The following is a 16,822-nucleotide window of genomic DNA, read 5'->3' on the forward strand; positions in this document are numbered from 1 at the left end:
TGCGGACCTTCGGCTTGACGCACCTCCCATTCTCGGCTATCACCCCGGCTTGACCTATCTTATCTCTCGGCTCCCGCTCGGATTCGGGAGGAATGTTCGTTGCCTTGGTACGACCCGCGATTCGCCGCGCTAGTGCTCGGCTTGCTGGTGATGGGACCGGCCGGCTCCGCTGCCGACCTGCCCAGAGCCGCCGTCGTGATCGCGCCCGAGCTCGACGTCTTCGACGAGCCGGACGATCGCTCGGTGGCCTCGGGGCAGCTCCAGCAGGGAGACCGGGTGGTCGTGCGCGCGGTCGACAACGACGGCTGGCTGACGATCGAGCCCCCGCCCGGCTCGTTCCTCTGGATCGAGCAATCAGCGATCGACCCTCCGGTGGGCCTCGGCGTAGCGAAGGTCGACGTGTCGCAAACGCAGGTGCGCTCGGGCATTCCCGACGCCAAGCTGCCAGGGCCGCCGCACGGGTCGCTGTCGCGCGATCAGAAGGTTCGGCTCATCGATCGGCCCCCCCTGACCTTCGGCAAGAAGACCTGGCGTGCCATCGCTCCCCTGGCGCGCGATGTCCGCCACATCCGCGCGGAGGGGGTCGAATGGGACTCCGCCACAAAAAATGCCGCCGAACCCGCTCAGGAGACGCAGGCCGGCTTCGCGGCGGTGGGATCCCTGCCCGACCCTCCTCCGGAGATCGCGGCGGAGATCGCGCGGATCGAGTTGAGCCATCGCGCGATCCTTCGTGACTCGATCGAGCACTGGCGGCTCGATTCGATCCGCCTGCGCTATGAGGCCCTGCTCAAACGGGCCACCGACTCGGCCTCGAACCAGGCGATCCAGGCGCGTCTCGACCTGGTCGCGCGCCATGAAGCGGCCGCGGAATCCGCTCGAAAGTTTGAGGCGATCCTGGAAAAGAGCCGAAACCGTGACCGCAAGATTGCCCTCTACTTGCGACGACTCGCCAGGGCCGAGGAGCCGCAGCAGCGTCCCTACGACGCCAAGGGGATGATCCAACCGTCATCCCACAAGGTCGACGGCCAGAAGGTCTTCGCCCTGATCGGCCCCAAGGGGACGGCAATCGCCTACCTGAACATCCCGGCCGGGCTCGATCCATCACGGCTGACCGCGCGGAATGTCGGCGTCCGAGGAAGCGTTCATTACAATGAGTCGCTCCGAGCGCAGCTCATCACGGTTCGTGACCTCGAACCGCTCGACGGAATCCAAAGGAAATAAGAGCCGACTCCGAGAGAACTCTGCCGACTCTCGATTTGCAAAACTTCACACCTCTATTCATAGAACAAAACAATAATCCATAGCATGCATGCGACGATTCATAAATCTCTCTCGTAGGGTTCGCTCTTGCGGACCATTTTCGATCTACGACCCGCCATCGAGCGAGGAATCGCCCTCGTTCCCACGGTCCTCCGTGGGAATGCCGATAGGGGTAGGGAGAGCGGATTACGCTCCCCCTCCCTCCAAACCGTACGGGCGGATCTCCCGCATACGGCTTTCCCGTTGGTGGTTTTACCTCAAAGAGGATTGACTGGCTAACTCATGGGCTCGTTCCAAGCTGAAAAGTCCATGGTCGGCAAAGAAGGCGTTGGGCCAACGTTGATGGTCGGTGCCACGACCGCGGCCTCGTTTCTTCATCCGTTTACGGAGCAGACTCCGCAGACGCATGCGGATCCAGCCGTCGAGTCGTTCAAACGTCCACTTGTGGCTGTGCTTGAAGTATTCAAACCAGCCACGAAGCGTTGGGTTGAGGCTAGCGATGATCGCGGAGAGGCTGCCCCCGGTCGTACGCGTGGTCTTCGTCCGGACCGTCTCCTTGAACTTGTCCAGGCTCTTCGGTCGCGGGCGGCGTGTGCCGTCCTCAAACCGGTAGCCCAGGAAGTCGAAGCTTTCGGTCCTGACGGCGATGATCCGCGTCTTGGTGGGATGCAGGGTCAGGCCGGCCGAGGCCGTCCACTCCTGCACCACCGCCATCGCTTGGGCCGCTTCCTCCGAGCTTCGACACAGGATCACGACGTCGTCCGCGTAGCGCACCATCTCGAAACCCGATTCGGCCATCAGGTGGTCGAGCGGATCAAGGTAGATGTTGCTCAACAGCGGGCTGATCACCGCACCCTGCGGCGTCCCCTGTTCGGGCGTCGATACCTCCAGGTCGTCGAGGACGCCCTGGTGCAGGAACGCGTCGATCAAGTTCAGCACCTTCCCGTCCGCTACCTTCTTGGCGACCAGCGCCAGCAGGCGGTCGTGGGGGATCGTGTCGAAATCGCTCTTCAAGTCGGCGTCTACCACATGGGTGAATCCGCCTTTAAGCAGCTCCTCCACCCGCCGCAGCGCGTCCTTGCATCCCCTGCCGGGGCGAAAGCCGTAGCTGTGCGCGGCGAAGTCACGCTCGAAGATCGGTTCCAACACCTGCCGGAGTGCCGTCTGGACCACCCGGTCGCGGACGGTGGGAATCCCGAGCGGACGCTTCTCCTGGTTTCCTGGTTTGGGAATCCAGTGTCGGCGGATCGCTTGCGGACGGTAGGTTCCCGTACGCAGGGCGTCGCTGAGATCCTTCAGGTTCTCTTCCAGGCGGTCCTCGAACATCGTCACGGTCACGTGGTCCACGCCCGCGGCACCCTCGTTGGCGGCGACTCGAGAGTATGCCGTATACAGGGCGCGTTGCGGGTGGACCTTGTCCATCAGGCTATACCAGACTCCACCTTTGACCCCCTCGATGAGGGCCGTCAACATCCGCTCCGTCCAGACCGTCGGTTCGACCCAGACCCATGGGATCGGGATCTCTCTGGCGCGCCTAGCCCTCGCGGGCACTGCCTCCAGTGGGAATTCCTTCGCATCGGACATCGCGTCTCCACCTCCCTGCACCCCTTCGCTCCACCGGAGTTACCCGGCTTCTGCGCTACTATGGGTGCTCTGACTCCTGGACCCCCGGCTCTTCGTATCCTTATCAGGGACAATGAACACCGGCTTTGGCGAGGTCCAGGTCTCCCTGTGTTTCGTCATCGAACCTTCCGATCATTCCGTCTCCAACAACCTACTGTCGTCCCGACGCCATTCTGGGGTTTTGTGCGTCGGTCTTACCGGACCACATCACTGTGGACGCCCTTTCTGAGGGGCCATGCGTCAATTGGGCTTCGCCATCGAGGAGCAGGCTCGCCACGACAGTCGGCCGAATCGAGTTTACTTGCGTTACGGACTGATCGTTCACCTACGGTTGCTTCCCACCCCGCCTCGCGGCGACGCAGTTACCCTCGGTTACGAAGTGCCAGAACACTTCGGCAGGAACTCACACCCTGCGGATTCAATGCAATTACAGGCGCACTCCCCGACGCTCCGCGTCGTCTGGCCCGCGAAAGCCAAGGATGCAGAGCGTCCCAGACTTCCTAGCCCTGTATCGGGTCGTTGAAAAAAAAGGGCCGGGAGACCGACTCTTGCGTCGGTTCCCGGCCAAATCGCGGTGAACGATTGAATGTTCAGATGAGACGATCGCGAAGGATCAGTCCTTCTTGGTGGCGGCCGCTTCGGCCTTCTCTTTGAGAAGCGACTTTCCCGCCAGCAGGGCGTCGATGTCCTTGCTGAGGGTCTCACCGGTCTGCTGACCGACGTACGCGGCCTGAACGATTCCCTTGCCGTCGAGGATGACGAGCGTCGGGATCGCCTGGACCTTGAAGGCGTTGCCGATCGCTTGCGTGGGGTCGAGGGCGATCAGGCCGACCTTGGTGCCGGTCAGAACCACCTTCTTCTCCTCGAGCGTCTTCTCGACATGCTTGCGGAGCTCGGGAAGCTCGCGCGGTTCTTCGTCCTGGCTGAGCGCGACGATGACCACGTCCTTGTTGTCCTTGGCGTAGCCTTCGATCATCTTCTGGACCTCGGGAAGCTCCTTGATGCACGGGCCGCACCAGGTCGCCCAGAAGTCGAGCAGAACCACTTTGCCCGCGAGGTCGGCCTTGGAGACGGTCCTGGTCTTGGCACCGTCGAGAACCGTCAGGGTGAAGTCGGGGGCAGCCTTGCCCACGAGTTGCTGGGCGACCGCGCTGGGATCCTCCGCATTGGCTTGCGCGAACGAGTCGACCTTCTTGAACTCCTTGGGCGGAGCGAACGCGAAGGCATCGGCGGCGGCGGCCTTGGTCGAGACCGTACCGGCGTCCCAGCCGAACTGATCGATCGTGATCTTGGACCCGCCCGCGGCGGTCTTGGCCAAGATTTCCGGGTCGATCACCAGGTTGATCTTCTTGAGGAGTTTCGTTTCCGGGTCGACCACCATCTCGAAGTCGGGCCCTTCCTTGCGGTCGAGCATGAGCGACAGGCCGTCCTTGCGCTCCGGACCGAACTTGAGCGTTGCGTCGAGTTCCTCAATGACCTTCGCCGGATCCTCGCCGACCAGCAGGTTCAAGAGGATGAGCATCGGCGGACCGGTCGGCCCGCCGAAGATGGCCGAACCGGCCGGCCCCTGGCGGAACGTCTCGAAGCTGATCGCCTTGGGAGCGTCGGCCGTGAGGTACTGCTTGAGCGGCTCGACCGACGTGGTGAGGGTCTTGCCGTCGCTGACCAACCGGACCAGGCCGGCGTCGAAATCGACCTTGTTCGGGCGTGCGATCGTCAAGCGAAGCGGTGAAGATTGGTTCTTCGGCTTGCCGTTCTCGCTGATGTTGAGCACGAACTTCCCTTGATCCGCGTACGAGGTCAGCCCCTTGTACGTCTTGATCACCTCGTCGAGCAGTTGCTTCGCCTTGGGATCGGCCGGAGGGGCCTCGGCATGGGCCGCCTTCGCCGCTCCACCAGCCAGCGCCACCAGACAGGCCAGCCCGCAGAGCATGGTTCGGGGTGAGAAAGAATGCACGACGGTATGTCCTTCGGGTAATTCGGACCAACGACTCTTCTCTTCGCCCGGGCCTGAGCCCGCTCGCAAGGAGGAACAAAACCTGATTCTCGCACGAAGAGCAACCCCGAAACCAGCCGGCCGGAGCGCTCTCCGCCCCCTTTTCCTCCAATCAGCGCGGTCCATTCCGTTCGCCAGTCGGCAGCAAATGGCCCATTTTATCGCGCTTGGTGTCCAGATACTTGGTTCGCTCCGACGCTTCGGGAGCGATGATCGGCACCTGGTCGACCACCTGGAGGCCATGCCCCTGGATGACGAAGGCATCAACTTTCTTGGGGTTGTTCGTCAAGAGCCGAACCTTGGTCAGGCCGAGATCCTGGAGGATTTGCAGTCCCACGCCATAGTCGCGGGGATCGGCCGGAAAGCCGAGTGCCTGGTTGGCCTCGACGGTATCCATCCCCTGGTCTTGAAGCTCATACGCCTTGAACTTCTCGATCAGGCCGATGCCTCGCCCCTCCTGCGGCAGGTAGAGCAAGGCCCCCACCCCTTCGCGGCCGATCATTTCCAGGGCGAGGTGGAGCTGGTCGCCGCAGTCGCAGCGCAGCGAGTCGAGCAAGTCGCCGGTGAAGCACGACGAGTGGATCCGCACCAGGGGCGCCTCGACCGAGAGCAGGTCGCCCATCGCGAACACGATCGGGTTGTTCTCGGGCTCGTGCTTGACCCCGTAGCCGATGACCCGCCCCTTGCCGTAGCGGGAAGGGAGCTCGGCCTCGGCCAGGCGATGCACCAGTTTCTCCCGGCGCCTGCGATAACCGATCAGCATCTCGATTGAGACGATCGGCAGGTTGAATTTGGCGGCGATCTCGTGGAGCCGCTCGCGGCTGGCGACGCCGGTCCCGTCGAGGATCTCGATCAGCACCCCCGCCGGAGCGAGACCGGCCAGGCGAGCCAGGTCCACCGTGGCCTCGGTGTGCCCCGCGCGGCGGAGCACTCCCCCCTCCTTGGCGATCAGGGCCGGGACGTGCCCGGGACGGACCAGGTCGGTCGGTCGAGTCGTCGGATCGACGATCGCGCGGATCGTCCGCGCCCGCTCCTCGGCACTGATGCCGGTGCGGCACGTCTTGTGGTCGACCATGACCGTGAACGAGCAGCCGTGCGGCGCGGTGTTCGTCTCGACCATCGGATTCAGATCGAGCCGCTTGGCCAGGTCGGGCATGATCGGAACGCACAACTGCCCGCGTCCCTCCGTGATCATGAACTCGACCGTCTCAGGCGTGATCCGCTCGGCCGCGGCAACGAAATCGCCCTCGTTCTCACGGCTTTCGTCGTCGACCACGATGACCACGCGCCCCTCGGACATGGCCTGAAGGGCATCCTCGATCTTCGAGAATTGATAGGACATCGGACTCGACCTCTCCGAAAGACAACGACAGACGGCCAGGGGACCCGAGGAACACTCGTCCTCTGTCTGAGATCATTCACCACTTGCCCCATTGTAGGGGAAGCCGGCTAGTTGCGCGCACGGAATCTCCCGGGAGTTCCTCCGTGCGATCGTCCCGAACCGGCCGGGCCAGGCCGGTTCCCATTGCCAAGCGGCCCGAGGCGCGGCACATTGCCGGGATGAGCATCGCCGGACGCAACGCGATATCCTGTCTCGTTCTCGAATGGCTGTTGCTGCACGCGCTCGCCCTGCCGGCTTGCCCGGCAAGCCTCGTCGTCGAGCCCGCGGAAATCCAGCTCCTCGGGTCCGATCGCCGGGCCCAAATCCTCGTTTCGAAAACGAGCGGTAGCGATCGGCCGATGAGCGACCTGACTCACGACGGCTCGTTGCACTTCAAGAGCCTCAACCCTGCGGTCGCGGTGGTTGACCGCCAGGGACGAGTCCGACCGACCGGCGCGGGCGAAGCCAGGATCACGATCGATCATGAAGGGGATTCTGCAAGCGTTCGGGTCGTGGTGGACGACTTCGCCGACCGCCGGCCGGTCTCATTCACCGCGGAAGTCATGCCGATCCTTGCGAGACAAGGATGCAACTCCGGCGCCTGCCACGGCAAGGCGAGCGGACAGAACGGATTTCGGCTCAGCCTGCTCGGCTCGGACCCTCGGTTCGACTATGAGAGCCTGGTCCGCGACAGCCGAGGGCGCCGGGTCTTTCCCGCCGCGCCGGCGGCGAGCCTGCTCCTCCGCAAACCGACGGCGGAGCTCGGCCACGGCGGCGGCCGAAAATTTGCGAGGGATTCTCCCGAATACCGAACCCTCGCCCGCTGGATCGCGCAAGGGATGCCCTACGACCCCACTCAGGGTCCCTCAGTCCTCAAAATCGAAGTCACCCCGGCGCGCCGGCGGATCGAGCCCAAACGGACACAGCAACTCCGCGTGACCGCCCAGCTCAGCGACGGTTCCGAGGCCGACGTCACCCACCTGGCGCAGTACCAGTCGAACGCACTCGACCTGGCCGCCGTCGATGAATCGGGGCGGGTCGCAGTGCTCGACGGCGTCGGAGAGGCCGCGATCATGGCCCGGTTCGGGGGGCAAGTGGCGGTCGCCCGCCTCATCGTCCCGCGGCTTGATCACCCCACCCCCTGGGACGCACCTCCGTCGACCAATCCCATCGACCCCTTGATCTTTGGCAAACTCCGCGAGTTGGGCATCCCCCCGAGCGCAACCTGCACGGACGCCGAGTTCGCGCGCCGGTCGGCACTCGACCTCTGCGGGATCCTGCCTGACCCGGGCGAAGTCGCCGCGTTCGAGGCCAGCCACGACCCGAGTAAGCGGGCCCAGTGGGTCGACCGGCTCCTCGACCGCCCTGAATACTCCGACCTGTTCGCGATGAAGTGGTCGGCCATCCTGCGGAACAAGCGGAGCCTCGGCGCGCTCTCCCAACCCGGGACGTTCGCGTTCCATGCCTGGATCCGCGAGGCCCTGGCCGAGAACTTGCCTTACGACCAGTTCGCGGCCGCGATCCTGACGGCGAAAGGCGATTCCGCGGCGTCCCCCCCCGTCGTCTGGTTCCGGCACGCAAAAACGCTCGAGGAGCAGGTTGATGATACCGCCCAACTCTTCCTCGGGGTCCGGCTCCAATGCGCCCGCTGTCATCATCATCCGTTTGAATCTTGGGGCCAGGATGATTATTACGGCTTCGCCGCCCACTTCGCCCGGGTCGGCCGCAAGCCCGGGCCCGACCCCGTGACCCCGCGGATCTTCGTCCTCCCCGAGGGCCAGGCGACCGACCCTCTGACCGGCAAAACCTATGCGCCTCGCGTGCTCGGCGGATCCGAGCAGCCCAACCTCGGCCCGCACCACGACCCCAGGGAAGAGTTGGCCAACTGGCTCCGCCGACCCGACAACCCGTTCCTCGCCCGTGCGATCGTCAACCGCTACTGGAAGCACCTCTTCGGCCGAGGACTCTTCGAGCCCGAGGACGACATGCGCGCCAGCAACCCGCCTTCCAACCCCGAGCTGCTCGACTTCCTGGCCGCCGACTTCGTCCGCCACGGCCATGACCTGAAACAACTCCTCCGCCTGATGGCGACCAGCCGCGCTTACGATCGCTCGAGCCTCCCCACCCCGGGTAACGAGCGCGACCGCCAGAACTACGCCCGATATGCCCCGCGCCGGCTCCCCGCCGAAGTCTTGCTCGACGCCATCGGCACCGTGACGGGAAGTCCCGACCCTTTCGAAGGCCTGCCCCGCAACTTCCGGGCGACCCAGCTTCCCGACGACGGGTACGCCTCAGCTCTGCTCGAGACCTTCGGTCGCCCCAAACGTGAAAGCGTCTGCGAATGCGAGCGCGTGACCGACCCAAGCCTCTCGCAGAGCCTCCTCCTGCTGAACTCCCCGACCCTGCAACGCCAGCTCAGTGCCGATGAAGGCCGCGCAGCGCTCCTGGCGAACGATCCCCGACCCGATCGCGCCAAGATCGCTTCGCTCTATCGGGTCGCCCTCTCCCGCCCCCCGTCCGACGCCGAACAAGCCGTCTGCCTGGCCCACATCAACCGCTTACGACCCGAGGGCCGAGTTCGCCAGGCCTACGAAGACCTGATCTGGACCTTGATCAACACCAAGGAATTTCTCTTCAATCAGTGATCGCCTCTTGGTACGTCGCCTCTGCCGTGTTGCTCCAAGTAGTCCCCAAGCAAAACGACCAGATCAGCTCGCCGCGTCATGAACTGGTCGAGGGTATACTCGTCAAGGACCGCTAGAAAAGCCTGCTGGGCGCGTTGAAGCGCCCCTTTCAACCCGCAGGAGGGCGAAATCGGGCAGGTATTCGTCTCGGGATCGAAGCATTCCACGAGGTGGAAATGGGGCTCGGTGTGCCGGATCAACCAGCCGATGTTGATCTCGGCCGGGTTCATCGCAAGCCGCATCCCGCCGCCCCGTCCCCGCTGAGACTCGACCACCCCAAGCTCGGTGACCGTCTGCACCACCTTCACCAGATGATGCCTCGAGATCCCAAACGCCCGGCTGATCTCGTCGACCGAGACCACTTGCCCGGGGTGACAGGCCAGGTAGATCACCAGCCGCAAACTGTAGTCGGAGAATTGAGTCAGATGCACGGAGACGCCTCAGCAACTCGACCACAGGTTGACAAACGGCCCCGACCCTATAATATGGATTCTCAATGCAGATTAAAAGTCGCATTCCCAGCCGAGACATCCTACCATCGATTCGAGAATTCTGCACAAATCGGTCCGTGGATGTCGAGAAGCCATGGATGAGGGTGAACGATGGCAGCAAGTGCCCGACCTTCGGCGGTGCGTCAGTTGTTGGTAACGGTCGCGCCCCGGCGAGGACTCCGCGTCCTGCTGGTTGGGTTAGCGGCGTTCGCGGCCGGGACCACGGTCTCCGGCCAGGACATTGAGCGTGCCCCGATTCACTACAGCTCGTCGGAACCGCGCAACGCGGTCACGCAGCTCAAGGAGCGGCTTGCCACGGGAGCGACGAAGCTCGAGTTCGCGACGGAGCACGGGTACTTACGGTCACTGCTCCGTGCGCTCGACATCCCGGAGTCGTCCCAAGTCCTCGTTTTCTCGAAGACGAGCCTGCAACGCGAGCGGATCTCGCCCAAGACGCCGCGCGCGATCTACTTCAATGATGAGGTGATGGTCGGCTTCTGCCTCCGCGGCCAGGTCATTGAAATCTCGGCCGTCGACGACGCGATCGGCACCACCTACTATACGCTCGAGCAAACGCGTGAAGAGAAGGCCGGCCCGGAGCGACAGACCGAGTCCTGCCTGCTCTGCCATAGTTCCTCGACCAATCAAGGGATTCCCGGCCACCTGGTCCGTTCCGTCTTCGTGGACCGCCAGGGGTTACCGCTCCTGGCCAGTGGCACGTTCCGCACCGATCACACGAGCCCGCTCGCCGAGCGCTGGGGAGGCTGGTATGTGACCGGCACCAGCGGCCGGCAAACGCACATGGGGAACATGATCAGTCGAGGACCGAGAAGGCCCGAGGAGATCGACAATACCGACGGGGTCAACGTGGTCGACCTCAAGGAGCGATTCACCACGTCATTCTATCCGACGCCCCATAGTGACATTGTTGCGTTGATGGTTCTCGAGCACCAGGTCGGCATGCTCAACCGCCTGGCCCGCGCGGGTGTGGAAACGCGCATGGCGCTTGACTATGAGAAAGAATTCAACAAAGCCCTGGGTGAGCCGCTCGATCAGGAGTCCAGCAGCGCCCGGTCCCGGATCCGGAGCGTCGGCGAGGCCGTGGTCCATTATATGCTCTTCCGCGATGAGATCCGCCTGACCGACCCCATCGAAGGCACCTCTTCCTTCACGACCGACTTCGCCGCCCGCGGCCCCCGCGACTCGAAGGGCCGGTCGCTCCGCGACTTCGACCTCAAGACCCGGATCTTCCGGTACCCGTGCAGCTACCTGATCTATTCCCGCGCCTTCGACTCGCTTCCCGACGCCGTGAGGGACTACGTCTATCAACGTCTCTGGGAAATCCTCAACGGTCAGGGGACCAAGAAGGACGACCCGGTCCTGGCGTTGGAAGACCGCGAAGCGATCCTTGAGATTCTCCGTGAGACAAAACAAGGCTTGCCAGACTCTTGGAAGTCCCCGGCCGGATCCCACTGACTGGGACGACTCGCGGATCGGAGCGCCGGCTCATGCCCCCCAGTCCCAGTCCGCTTGACGTGCGGACTCACTTTGTCTCGAGTCGGGGAAGAGCCGATGGACGCGGGATGAGCGTTCGCCGTGGGCGGATTGGAGTGGCGTTGAGCCGAGAGGAGCACGGTTGGTTCGCCGTGAAGTAAGAGCGGCCGGCCGGCCGACGACGAGCCGAAGGGGGGTCGTCGACGCGTTTGGATGGCCTCCGGCGTGCCGACCGCCCCACGCCGTTTTCCAATGGGCACGGGGATCCGGCCCGTGCCCAAGGCGTGTTCAGGAGACCCGGGCGAGGTCCCGCACGATGAAATCAACATTCATATGAAACATCTAGGTTGATCACAGCCTCATTGGCATGAGCCACGCTTCAGTCGTCCTCGAGGTGATCGGATCCGCGCCGGGCCGCGTCCGCTTGTACGGCAAGCCCTCGCATGTAGTGGAAGAATGCGGGAGGCTGGCCGCGGAAGAGCCCCATTGCTGTCAGAAAGCTCAGCGCCCCCATTGCAGCCCCTCGGGTCTCGGTCGGCCGGATGATCGAACAGCGCGGGAGGTGGTGGCTCAGGAACGGGGTGGGTTCCGGCATGATCTTGTTCTTCTGGAAAAGCTCCTCCGTGGTGGTCGAGAGGTCCGGGAACGTCAGACCGTTGGTGGGGTCGGTCACCGGAGTCGCGTTTCCCGCCTTGTCGTGCCACGTCTGGAAATGCATCGTCTCCGTCGGACCAATGCTGAGCAAGATCCTGAGGACCTCGGGGTGTGTCACCCTCTGGGCCAGCGACGGGTAGAGGCTGGACCCTCCCTGCTCGATCGTCGCAAAGTGAAACCCCGCCGTGAAGGCGATGGCCTTGAGGTGGTCGTCGTTCATGAGGTCGGCATTGGTTCTCGGAATGGCCGTGAATTGCCCGTTCAACAGGCCCGGGATGACTGGGGCAAACACGAAAGTTGGGTCGAGGTCCGGGTTCTTGTCGGGGTTGCGGTATCGGGTCCACCAGCTGGTGTCCACCGTGAGCTGCGTGAGGTTGGTGAGCCGGCCGATCTGCTGGGCGCCGGTCGCCTTGCTGCTCGGCAGGTGCCGAAACGCGTCGAGATTGGCCGGCGGCGCCCCGAACGCCATGAGGTAGGCGTTGAGGAACTGCTCGTGGGTAATCTCGTCTTCGGTGTTATCGTGAATATATTGAGCCATGTCGGTGTCGAGCAACGCGACGGCATCCGTGAAGGCCTTGTTCCCGGACCCGCCGGGCACGTTGTCGCCCTGGATGCCCGCCAGTTCGTTGTACTGTTGCCAGAGGTCGGCCTCGATGAGTTCCAACGCCGCGAGGAACCTGAGAATGGCGGCATCTCCCGGAAAGAGACTGCCGCTGTGCCATTGGGCGAGGGCCTCGCGTTGAGCGCCCAGCAACGTGACGCCGGCGGACACCGTTCCGGCCGCAGCCACTCCTCGTCGCAGAAACGAACGACGGCCCAACGTGTGGCCGGCACGCTCTCCGGCCGACGGCGTGCCCGCGGGCGCTGGGGGTTGCGCTGGTTGATCATGGTCGTGAATGTTCAAGGTCATCGTCTTGCTCCTTAATTGTGTTGGGCAGGACTCCAGCCTTGCCAGCGTCGAGCCCGATCCAACGACGAAACGCTTTCTTGAGAATCGTCCCGAGCGCCGTTCCGCGACGTGAGTACGCGCGGTGGCCGAACAACGACAACGGCTGGACGTCCTTGCCTCTCGCGGCGAAGAACCGATGGACGACCCTCGCCTTCCCAATGGAGTAGTGCCGGCAGGCCGTAGCGCGGTCGGGTCTTTTTCCGAGAATCCGTAGGTCCGAGGGTAGGTCCAAGTCGTCCGAGTTGGTCCGAGGTCCAGTTGGTTCGAATGGCCAGGTCCGGGGTCCGAGGGAGGGGCCGAGTAGGGTCCGAGTGGGGTCCGAGCGAAGGTCCGCGAGCGAAGGTCCGAGTGGCCAGGCTCTTCAGGGGGGAGGCTTGGGAGTGGGTCCGAGTGGCCAGGCTCTTCAGGGGGGAGGCTTGGGAGGTTCGGGGAAGAAGGGGTTGCCTCAATGGGGGGGCCGAGTGGCCACCTGCGAACCTGCGACTCCGTGAGACAAAACAAGGCTTGCCAGACTCTTGGAAGGCCCCGGCCGGATCCCACTGACCGAGGGAACTCGCGGATTGGAGCGTTGGCTCATCGCCTCCAGTCCCAAGCCGCTTGACGTGCGGACACAGCTTGTCTCGAGTCGGGTAAAAGCCGATACTCAGAAGCTATGTGACCGCTCTCGAAAAGGCCAATTCTCTTCTCGCTCTGCGCCTGCTTCCCCCACTGATTCTGCTGAAAAGCCAGAGAAATAGGCACAGTCATGATTCTCAATCCCATCATTCCTCGAATTCTGGGTAGTTTGGTGGGACTTCTGAGCACCATCGGAGGCCTCGTCCTGCTCTGGGGTTCAGAAGATGCGATGCAGGTGCTGATTCATTGGATCGGAGAGGAACGGGCACTGGGAGCAAGCTTCGTGATCCGCCAAGCGGACGGAAGCACACTGTTGACGAATCCCGGTGCGATGGTGAGGTGGATGAGCCTGATCTGGGTCGTTGGCCTCTCCCAGATTGCGGCCGGAGTATCGCTCCTTAAGAGGAGTGCAACGAAGGCCAGGCACGAGTAAAAAAGGATCGCCATCCAAGTGAGCGTGAACGACATCGCTTCACGCATAGGCACGCCACTATCGTCAGGGAGGCGAGTGAAGGCGGCATTCATTTCCAACGACCAGCCACCCGCCATCGAGCGAGGCATCCCCCTCGTTCCCACGGTCCTCCGTGGGAATGCCGATAGGGGTAGGGAGAGCGGATTACGCTCCCCCTCCCTCCAAACCGTACGGGCGGATCTCCCGCATACGGCTTTCCCGTTGGTGGTTTTACCTCAAAGAGGATTGACTGGCTAACTCATGGGCTCGTTCCAAGCTGAAAAGTCCATGGTCGGCAAAGAAGGCGTTGGGCCAACGTTGATGGTCGGTGCCACGACCGCGGCCTCGTTTCTTCATCCGTTTACGGAGCAGACTCCGCAGACGCATGCGGATCCAGCCGTCGAGTCGTTCAAACGTCCACTTGTGGCTGTGCTTGAAGTATTCAAACCAGCCACGAAGCGTTGGGTTGAGGCTAGCGATGATCGCGGAGAGGCTGCCCCCGGTCGTACGCGTGGTCTTCGTCCGGACCGTCTCCTTGAACTTGTCCAGGCTCTTCGGTCGCGGGCGGCGTGTGCCGTCCTCAAACCGGTAGCCCAGGAAGTCGAAGCTTTCGGTCCTGACGGCGATGATCCGCGTCTTGGTGGGATGCAGGGTCAGGCCGGCCGAGGCCGTCCACTCCTGCACCACCGCCATCGCTTGGGCCGCTTCCTCCGAGCTTCGACACAGGATCACGACGTCGTCCGCGTAGCGCACCATCTCGAAACCCGATTCGGCCATCAGGTGGTCGAGCGGATCAAGGTAGATGTTGCTCAACAGCGGGCTGATCACCGCACCCTGCGGCGTCCCCTGTTCGGGCGTCGATACCTCCAGGTCGTCGAGGACGCCCTGGTGCAGGAACGCGTCGATCAAGTTCAGCACCTTCCCGTCCGCTACCTTCTTGGCGACCAGCGCCAGCAGGCGGTCGTGGGGGATCGTGTCGAAATCGCTCTTCAAGTCGGCATCTACCACATGGGTGAATCCGCCTTTAAGCAGCTCGTCCACCCGCCGCAGCGCGTCCTTGCATCCCCTGCCGGGGCGAAAGCCGTAGCTGTGCGCGGCGAAGTCACGCTCGAAGATCGGTTCCAACACCTGCCGGAGTGCCGTCTGGACCACCCGGTCGCGGACGGTGGGAATCCCGAGCGGACGCTTCTCCTGGTTTCCTGGTTTGGGAATCCAGTGTCGGCGGATCGCTTGCGGACGGTAGGTTCCCGTACGCAGGGCGTCGCTGAGATCCTTCAGGTTCTCTTCCAGGCGGTCCTCGAACATCGTCACGGTCACGTGGTCCACGCCCGCGGCACCCTCGTTGGCGGCGACTCGAGAGTATGCCGTATACAGGGCGCGTTGCGGGTGGACCTTGTCCATCAGGCTATACCAGACTCCACCTTTGACCCCCTCGATGAGGGCCGTCAACATCCGCTCCGTCCAGACCGTCGGTTCGACCCAGACCCATGGGATCGGGATCTCTCTGGCGCGCCTAGCCCTCGCGGGCACTGCCTCCAGTGGGAATTCCTTCGCATCGGACATCGCGTCTCCACCTCCCTGCACCCCTTCGCTCCACCGGAGTTACCCGGCTTCTGCGCTACTATGGGTGCTCTGACTCCTGGACCCCCGGCTCTTCGTATCCTTATCAGGGACAATGAACACCGGCTTTGGCGAGGTCCAGGTCTCCCTGTGTTTCGTCATCGAACCTTCCGATCATTCCGTCTCCAACAACCTACTGTCGTCCCGACGCCATTCTGGGGTTTTGTGCGTCGGTCTTACCGGACCACATCACTGTGGACGCCCTTTCTGAGGGGCCATGCGTCAATTGGGCTTCGCCATCGAGGAGCAGGCTCGCCACGACAGTCGGCCGAATCGAGTTTACTTGCGTTACGGACTGATCGTTCACCTACGGTTGCTTCCCACCCCGCCTCGCGGCGACGCAGTTACCCTCGGTTACGAAGTGCCAGAACACTTCGGCAGGAACTCACACCCTGCGGATTCAATGCAATTACAGGCGCACTCCCCGACGCTCCGCGTCGTCTGGCCGTCGCAAGCCGAGGACGCGGAGCGTCCCAGACTTCATTCCCACGGGGGACCGTGGGATCGAGTCGCGAGCGGCTTCCTAGCCCTGGATCGGGCCGTTGTTAATTTACACATAAACATGCAATAAAATTGCACAGAATCTTTCGGCTGACGCAATCCTCTCTCTTGGAGCAGGCGTTGACTCCATTCGTCCCACTCGCGGTCGAGAGGGGGGATTGGCTCGGTCCGGTAGTCAATCTCCAGGTCGTAGTTGGCCCGCTCGTAGGCGACATCCAACACGGCTTGGAGATCCAACGGCACGTCGGGATCACCGGCGTGAAGGGGGATTGTCACTTTGGAGAGTCGCTGCGACAGCCGGATCGGCCAGAGGAGTCCTTTGGGGCGTGACTCTTGACGTGAAATGTGCACCATGCATTCGCATGGCTGAATAATTTTACGAATAGGTTGGGGGGGACCGCCGCGTAGGAGGTCGATTTCCACCCAATGGCTCGGTGAGTTCAAGACTTCTCGCCTTTTCCGGTCGAAGCTCAGTCGGCCCTGCGATCCGGAAACCTTGTTGGAGGGGCTCACCACCTCGATCACGGTCACCAGGTGTCGCCGTTCGCGATCGATGATTTCCAGCCGGGCCTCGTGGATGTCTTCCGCAAAGAGCGTGGTGGCCACAATCGGTTCGGCGACGTCAACCGCGATGTCTCCACCGGTTTCCCATGGCCTGGCGTCCCCTCCGGGTCTCATCCCAATGAGAATTTCGGGAATGTTGCCCGAACGCCCTGGGTCGGTTTCATCGGAGATATAGACACGTTCTTCGATACGGACCAAATATTTGGGCCGAAGAAGCGAGCCGAGGATTTCGCTGGCGATCGAGATAATGCGGTGATGAACGTCGGGCCAGCGTCGAGGGTCCCAAGGTACGGATCCATACCCGGGGATGGCGATGGCATTGCAAGAGACTCCCGACAAACCGACCCAGGAGAATGAAGTCCGATGCGTTGTCCTCATGCCCCATTCAATCGGGTCATGACGGGCCTGGGCATACCGGCCTCCCTTAAGGCGGCGCGAGCCACTCGACTGAAACAACTCGACATACTTGAAACAAACATCAACAAGAATCGGCAACTAAGCCGTCGGTCTCGGTTTTCTCTGATTTTCTGATAGGTAAT

10 protein-coding genes are annotated in these 16,822 nt (G+C 63.0%); 3 read left to right on the forward strand and 7 right to left on the reverse strand.

What is annotated here, in order from left to right:
- The first annotated feature begins 99 nt into the window (after window positions 1-99).
- Window positions 100-1,221: a hypothetical protein gene (locus BUS42_RS13280; RefSeq protein WP_074307328.1), complete on the forward strand. Its 1,122-nt coding sequence runs from the start codon at window positions 100-102 to the stop codon at window positions 1,219-1,221.
- A 291-nt stretch (window positions 1,222-1,512) separates the two neighbouring features.
- Here BUS42_RS13280 and ltrA (BUS42_RS13285) read toward each other — a convergent pair whose 3' ends face one another.
- The 3 genes from ltrA (BUS42_RS13285) to BUS42_RS13295 form a co-directional block, all read right to left on the reverse strand.
- Complete coding sequence (gene ltrA, locus BUS42_RS13285) at window positions 1,513-2,844, reverse strand: group II intron reverse transcriptase/maturase (RefSeq protein WP_074307329.1); 1,332 nt, start codon at window positions 2,842-2,844, stop codon at window positions 1,513-1,515.
- A gap of 652 nt (window positions 2,845-3,496) precedes the next feature.
- Entirely contained in the window at window positions 3,497-4,840 is a 1,344-nt protein-coding gene (locus BUS42_RS13290; protein WP_254053482.1) for a redoxin family protein, read from the reverse strand.
- Between the two features lie 151 nt (window positions 4,841-4,991).
- Window positions 4,992-6,221, reverse strand: a complete 1,230-nt coding sequence (locus tag BUS42_RS13295) for a bifunctional 3,4-dihydroxy-2-butanone-4-phosphate synthase/GTP cyclohydrolase II (protein WP_074307331.1) — start codon at window positions 6,219-6,221, stop codon at window positions 4,992-4,994.
- 143 nt (window positions 6,222-6,364) lie between these two features.
- On the opposite strand from BUS42_RS13295, the gene BUS42_RS13300 reads away from it, so the two are divergent.
- The gene (locus tag BUS42_RS13300; protein ID WP_254053483.1) at window positions 6,365-8,905 is read left to right on the forward strand and encodes a DUF1549 and DUF1553 domain-containing protein; all 2,541 of its coding nucleotides are present in this window, start codon (window positions 6,365-6,367) and stop codon (window positions 8,903-8,905) included.
- On the opposite strand, the gene BUS42_RS13305 is transcribed toward BUS42_RS13300, so the two are convergent.
- Window positions 8,899-9,375, reverse strand: a complete 477-nt coding sequence (locus BUS42_RS13305) for an RrF2 family transcriptional regulator (RefSeq protein ID WP_074307332.1) — start codon at window positions 9,373-9,375, stop codon at window positions 8,899-8,901. The two genes, BUS42_RS13300 and BUS42_RS13305, sit on opposite strands and share 7 nt — an antisense overlap.
- A 171-nt stretch (window positions 9,376-9,546) precedes the next feature.
- Here BUS42_RS13305 and BUS42_RS13310 point away from each other — a divergent pair, with 171 nt between their 5' ends.
- Window positions 9,547-10,911 (forward strand): hypothetical protein, encoded by a 1,365-nt coding sequence (locus BUS42_RS13310; protein ID WP_074307333.1) that lies wholly within the window; start codon window positions 9,547-9,549, stop codon window positions 10,909-10,911.
- Between the two features lie 397 nt (window positions 10,912-11,308).
- Here BUS42_RS13310 and BUS42_RS13315 read toward each other — a convergent pair whose 3' ends face one another.
- The 3 genes from BUS42_RS13315 to BUS42_RS46430 form a co-directional block, all read right to left on the reverse strand.
- Window positions 11,309-12,493 carry a hypothetical protein gene (locus BUS42_RS13315; RefSeq protein WP_216821033.1) on the reverse strand — a complete coding sequence of 395 codons (1,185 nt, stop codon included), beginning with the start codon at window positions 12,491-12,493 and terminating at the stop codon, window positions 11,309-11,311.
- A gap of 1,336 nt (window positions 12,494-13,829) precedes the next feature.
- Entirely contained in the window at window positions 13,830-15,161 is a 1,332-nt protein-coding gene (gene ltrA, locus BUS42_RS13325; RefSeq protein ID WP_074306715.1) for a group II intron reverse transcriptase/maturase, read from the reverse strand.
- Window positions 15,162-15,698: 537 nt separating this feature from the next.
- Window positions 15,699-16,661 (reverse strand): DUF4058 family protein, encoded by a 963-nt coding sequence (locus BUS42_RS46430; protein ID WP_143206319.1) that lies wholly within the window; start codon window positions 16,659-16,661, stop codon window positions 15,699-15,701.
- Between the last annotated feature and the right edge of the window lie 161 nt (window positions 16,662-16,822).

This window comes from Singulisphaera sp. GP187 (genome assembly GCF_900129635.1).
Classification (GTDB): Bacteria; Planctomycetota; Planctomycetia; order Isosphaerales; family Isosphaeraceae; genus Singulisphaera.

Bases quoted from the DNA above. Each gene is read 5' to 3' on its own strand.
- ltrA (WP_074307329.1), bottom strand. From the start codon at position 2,844: ATGTCCGATGCGAAGGAATTCCCACTGGAGGCAGTGCCCGCGAGGGCT.
- BUS42_RS13295 (WP_074307331.1), bottom strand. From the start codon at position 6,221: ATGTCCTATCAATTCTCGAAGATCGAGGATGCCCTTCAGGCCATGTCC.
- BUS42_RS13310 (WP_074307333.1), top strand. From the start codon at position 9,547: ATGGCAGCAAGTGCCCGACCTTCGGCGGTGCGTCAGTTGTTGGTAACG.
- BUS42_RS13315 (WP_216821033.1), bottom strand. From the start codon at position 12,493: ATGACCTTGAACATTCACGACCATGATCAACCAGCGCAACCCCCAGCG.
- ltrA (WP_074306715.1), bottom strand. From the start codon at position 15,161: ATGTCCGATGCGAAGGAATTCCCACTGGAGGCAGTGCCCGCGAGGGCT.
- BUS42_RS46430 (WP_143206319.1), bottom strand. From the start codon at position 16,661: ATGAGGACAACGCATCGGACTTCATTCTCCTGGGTCGGTTTGTCGGGA.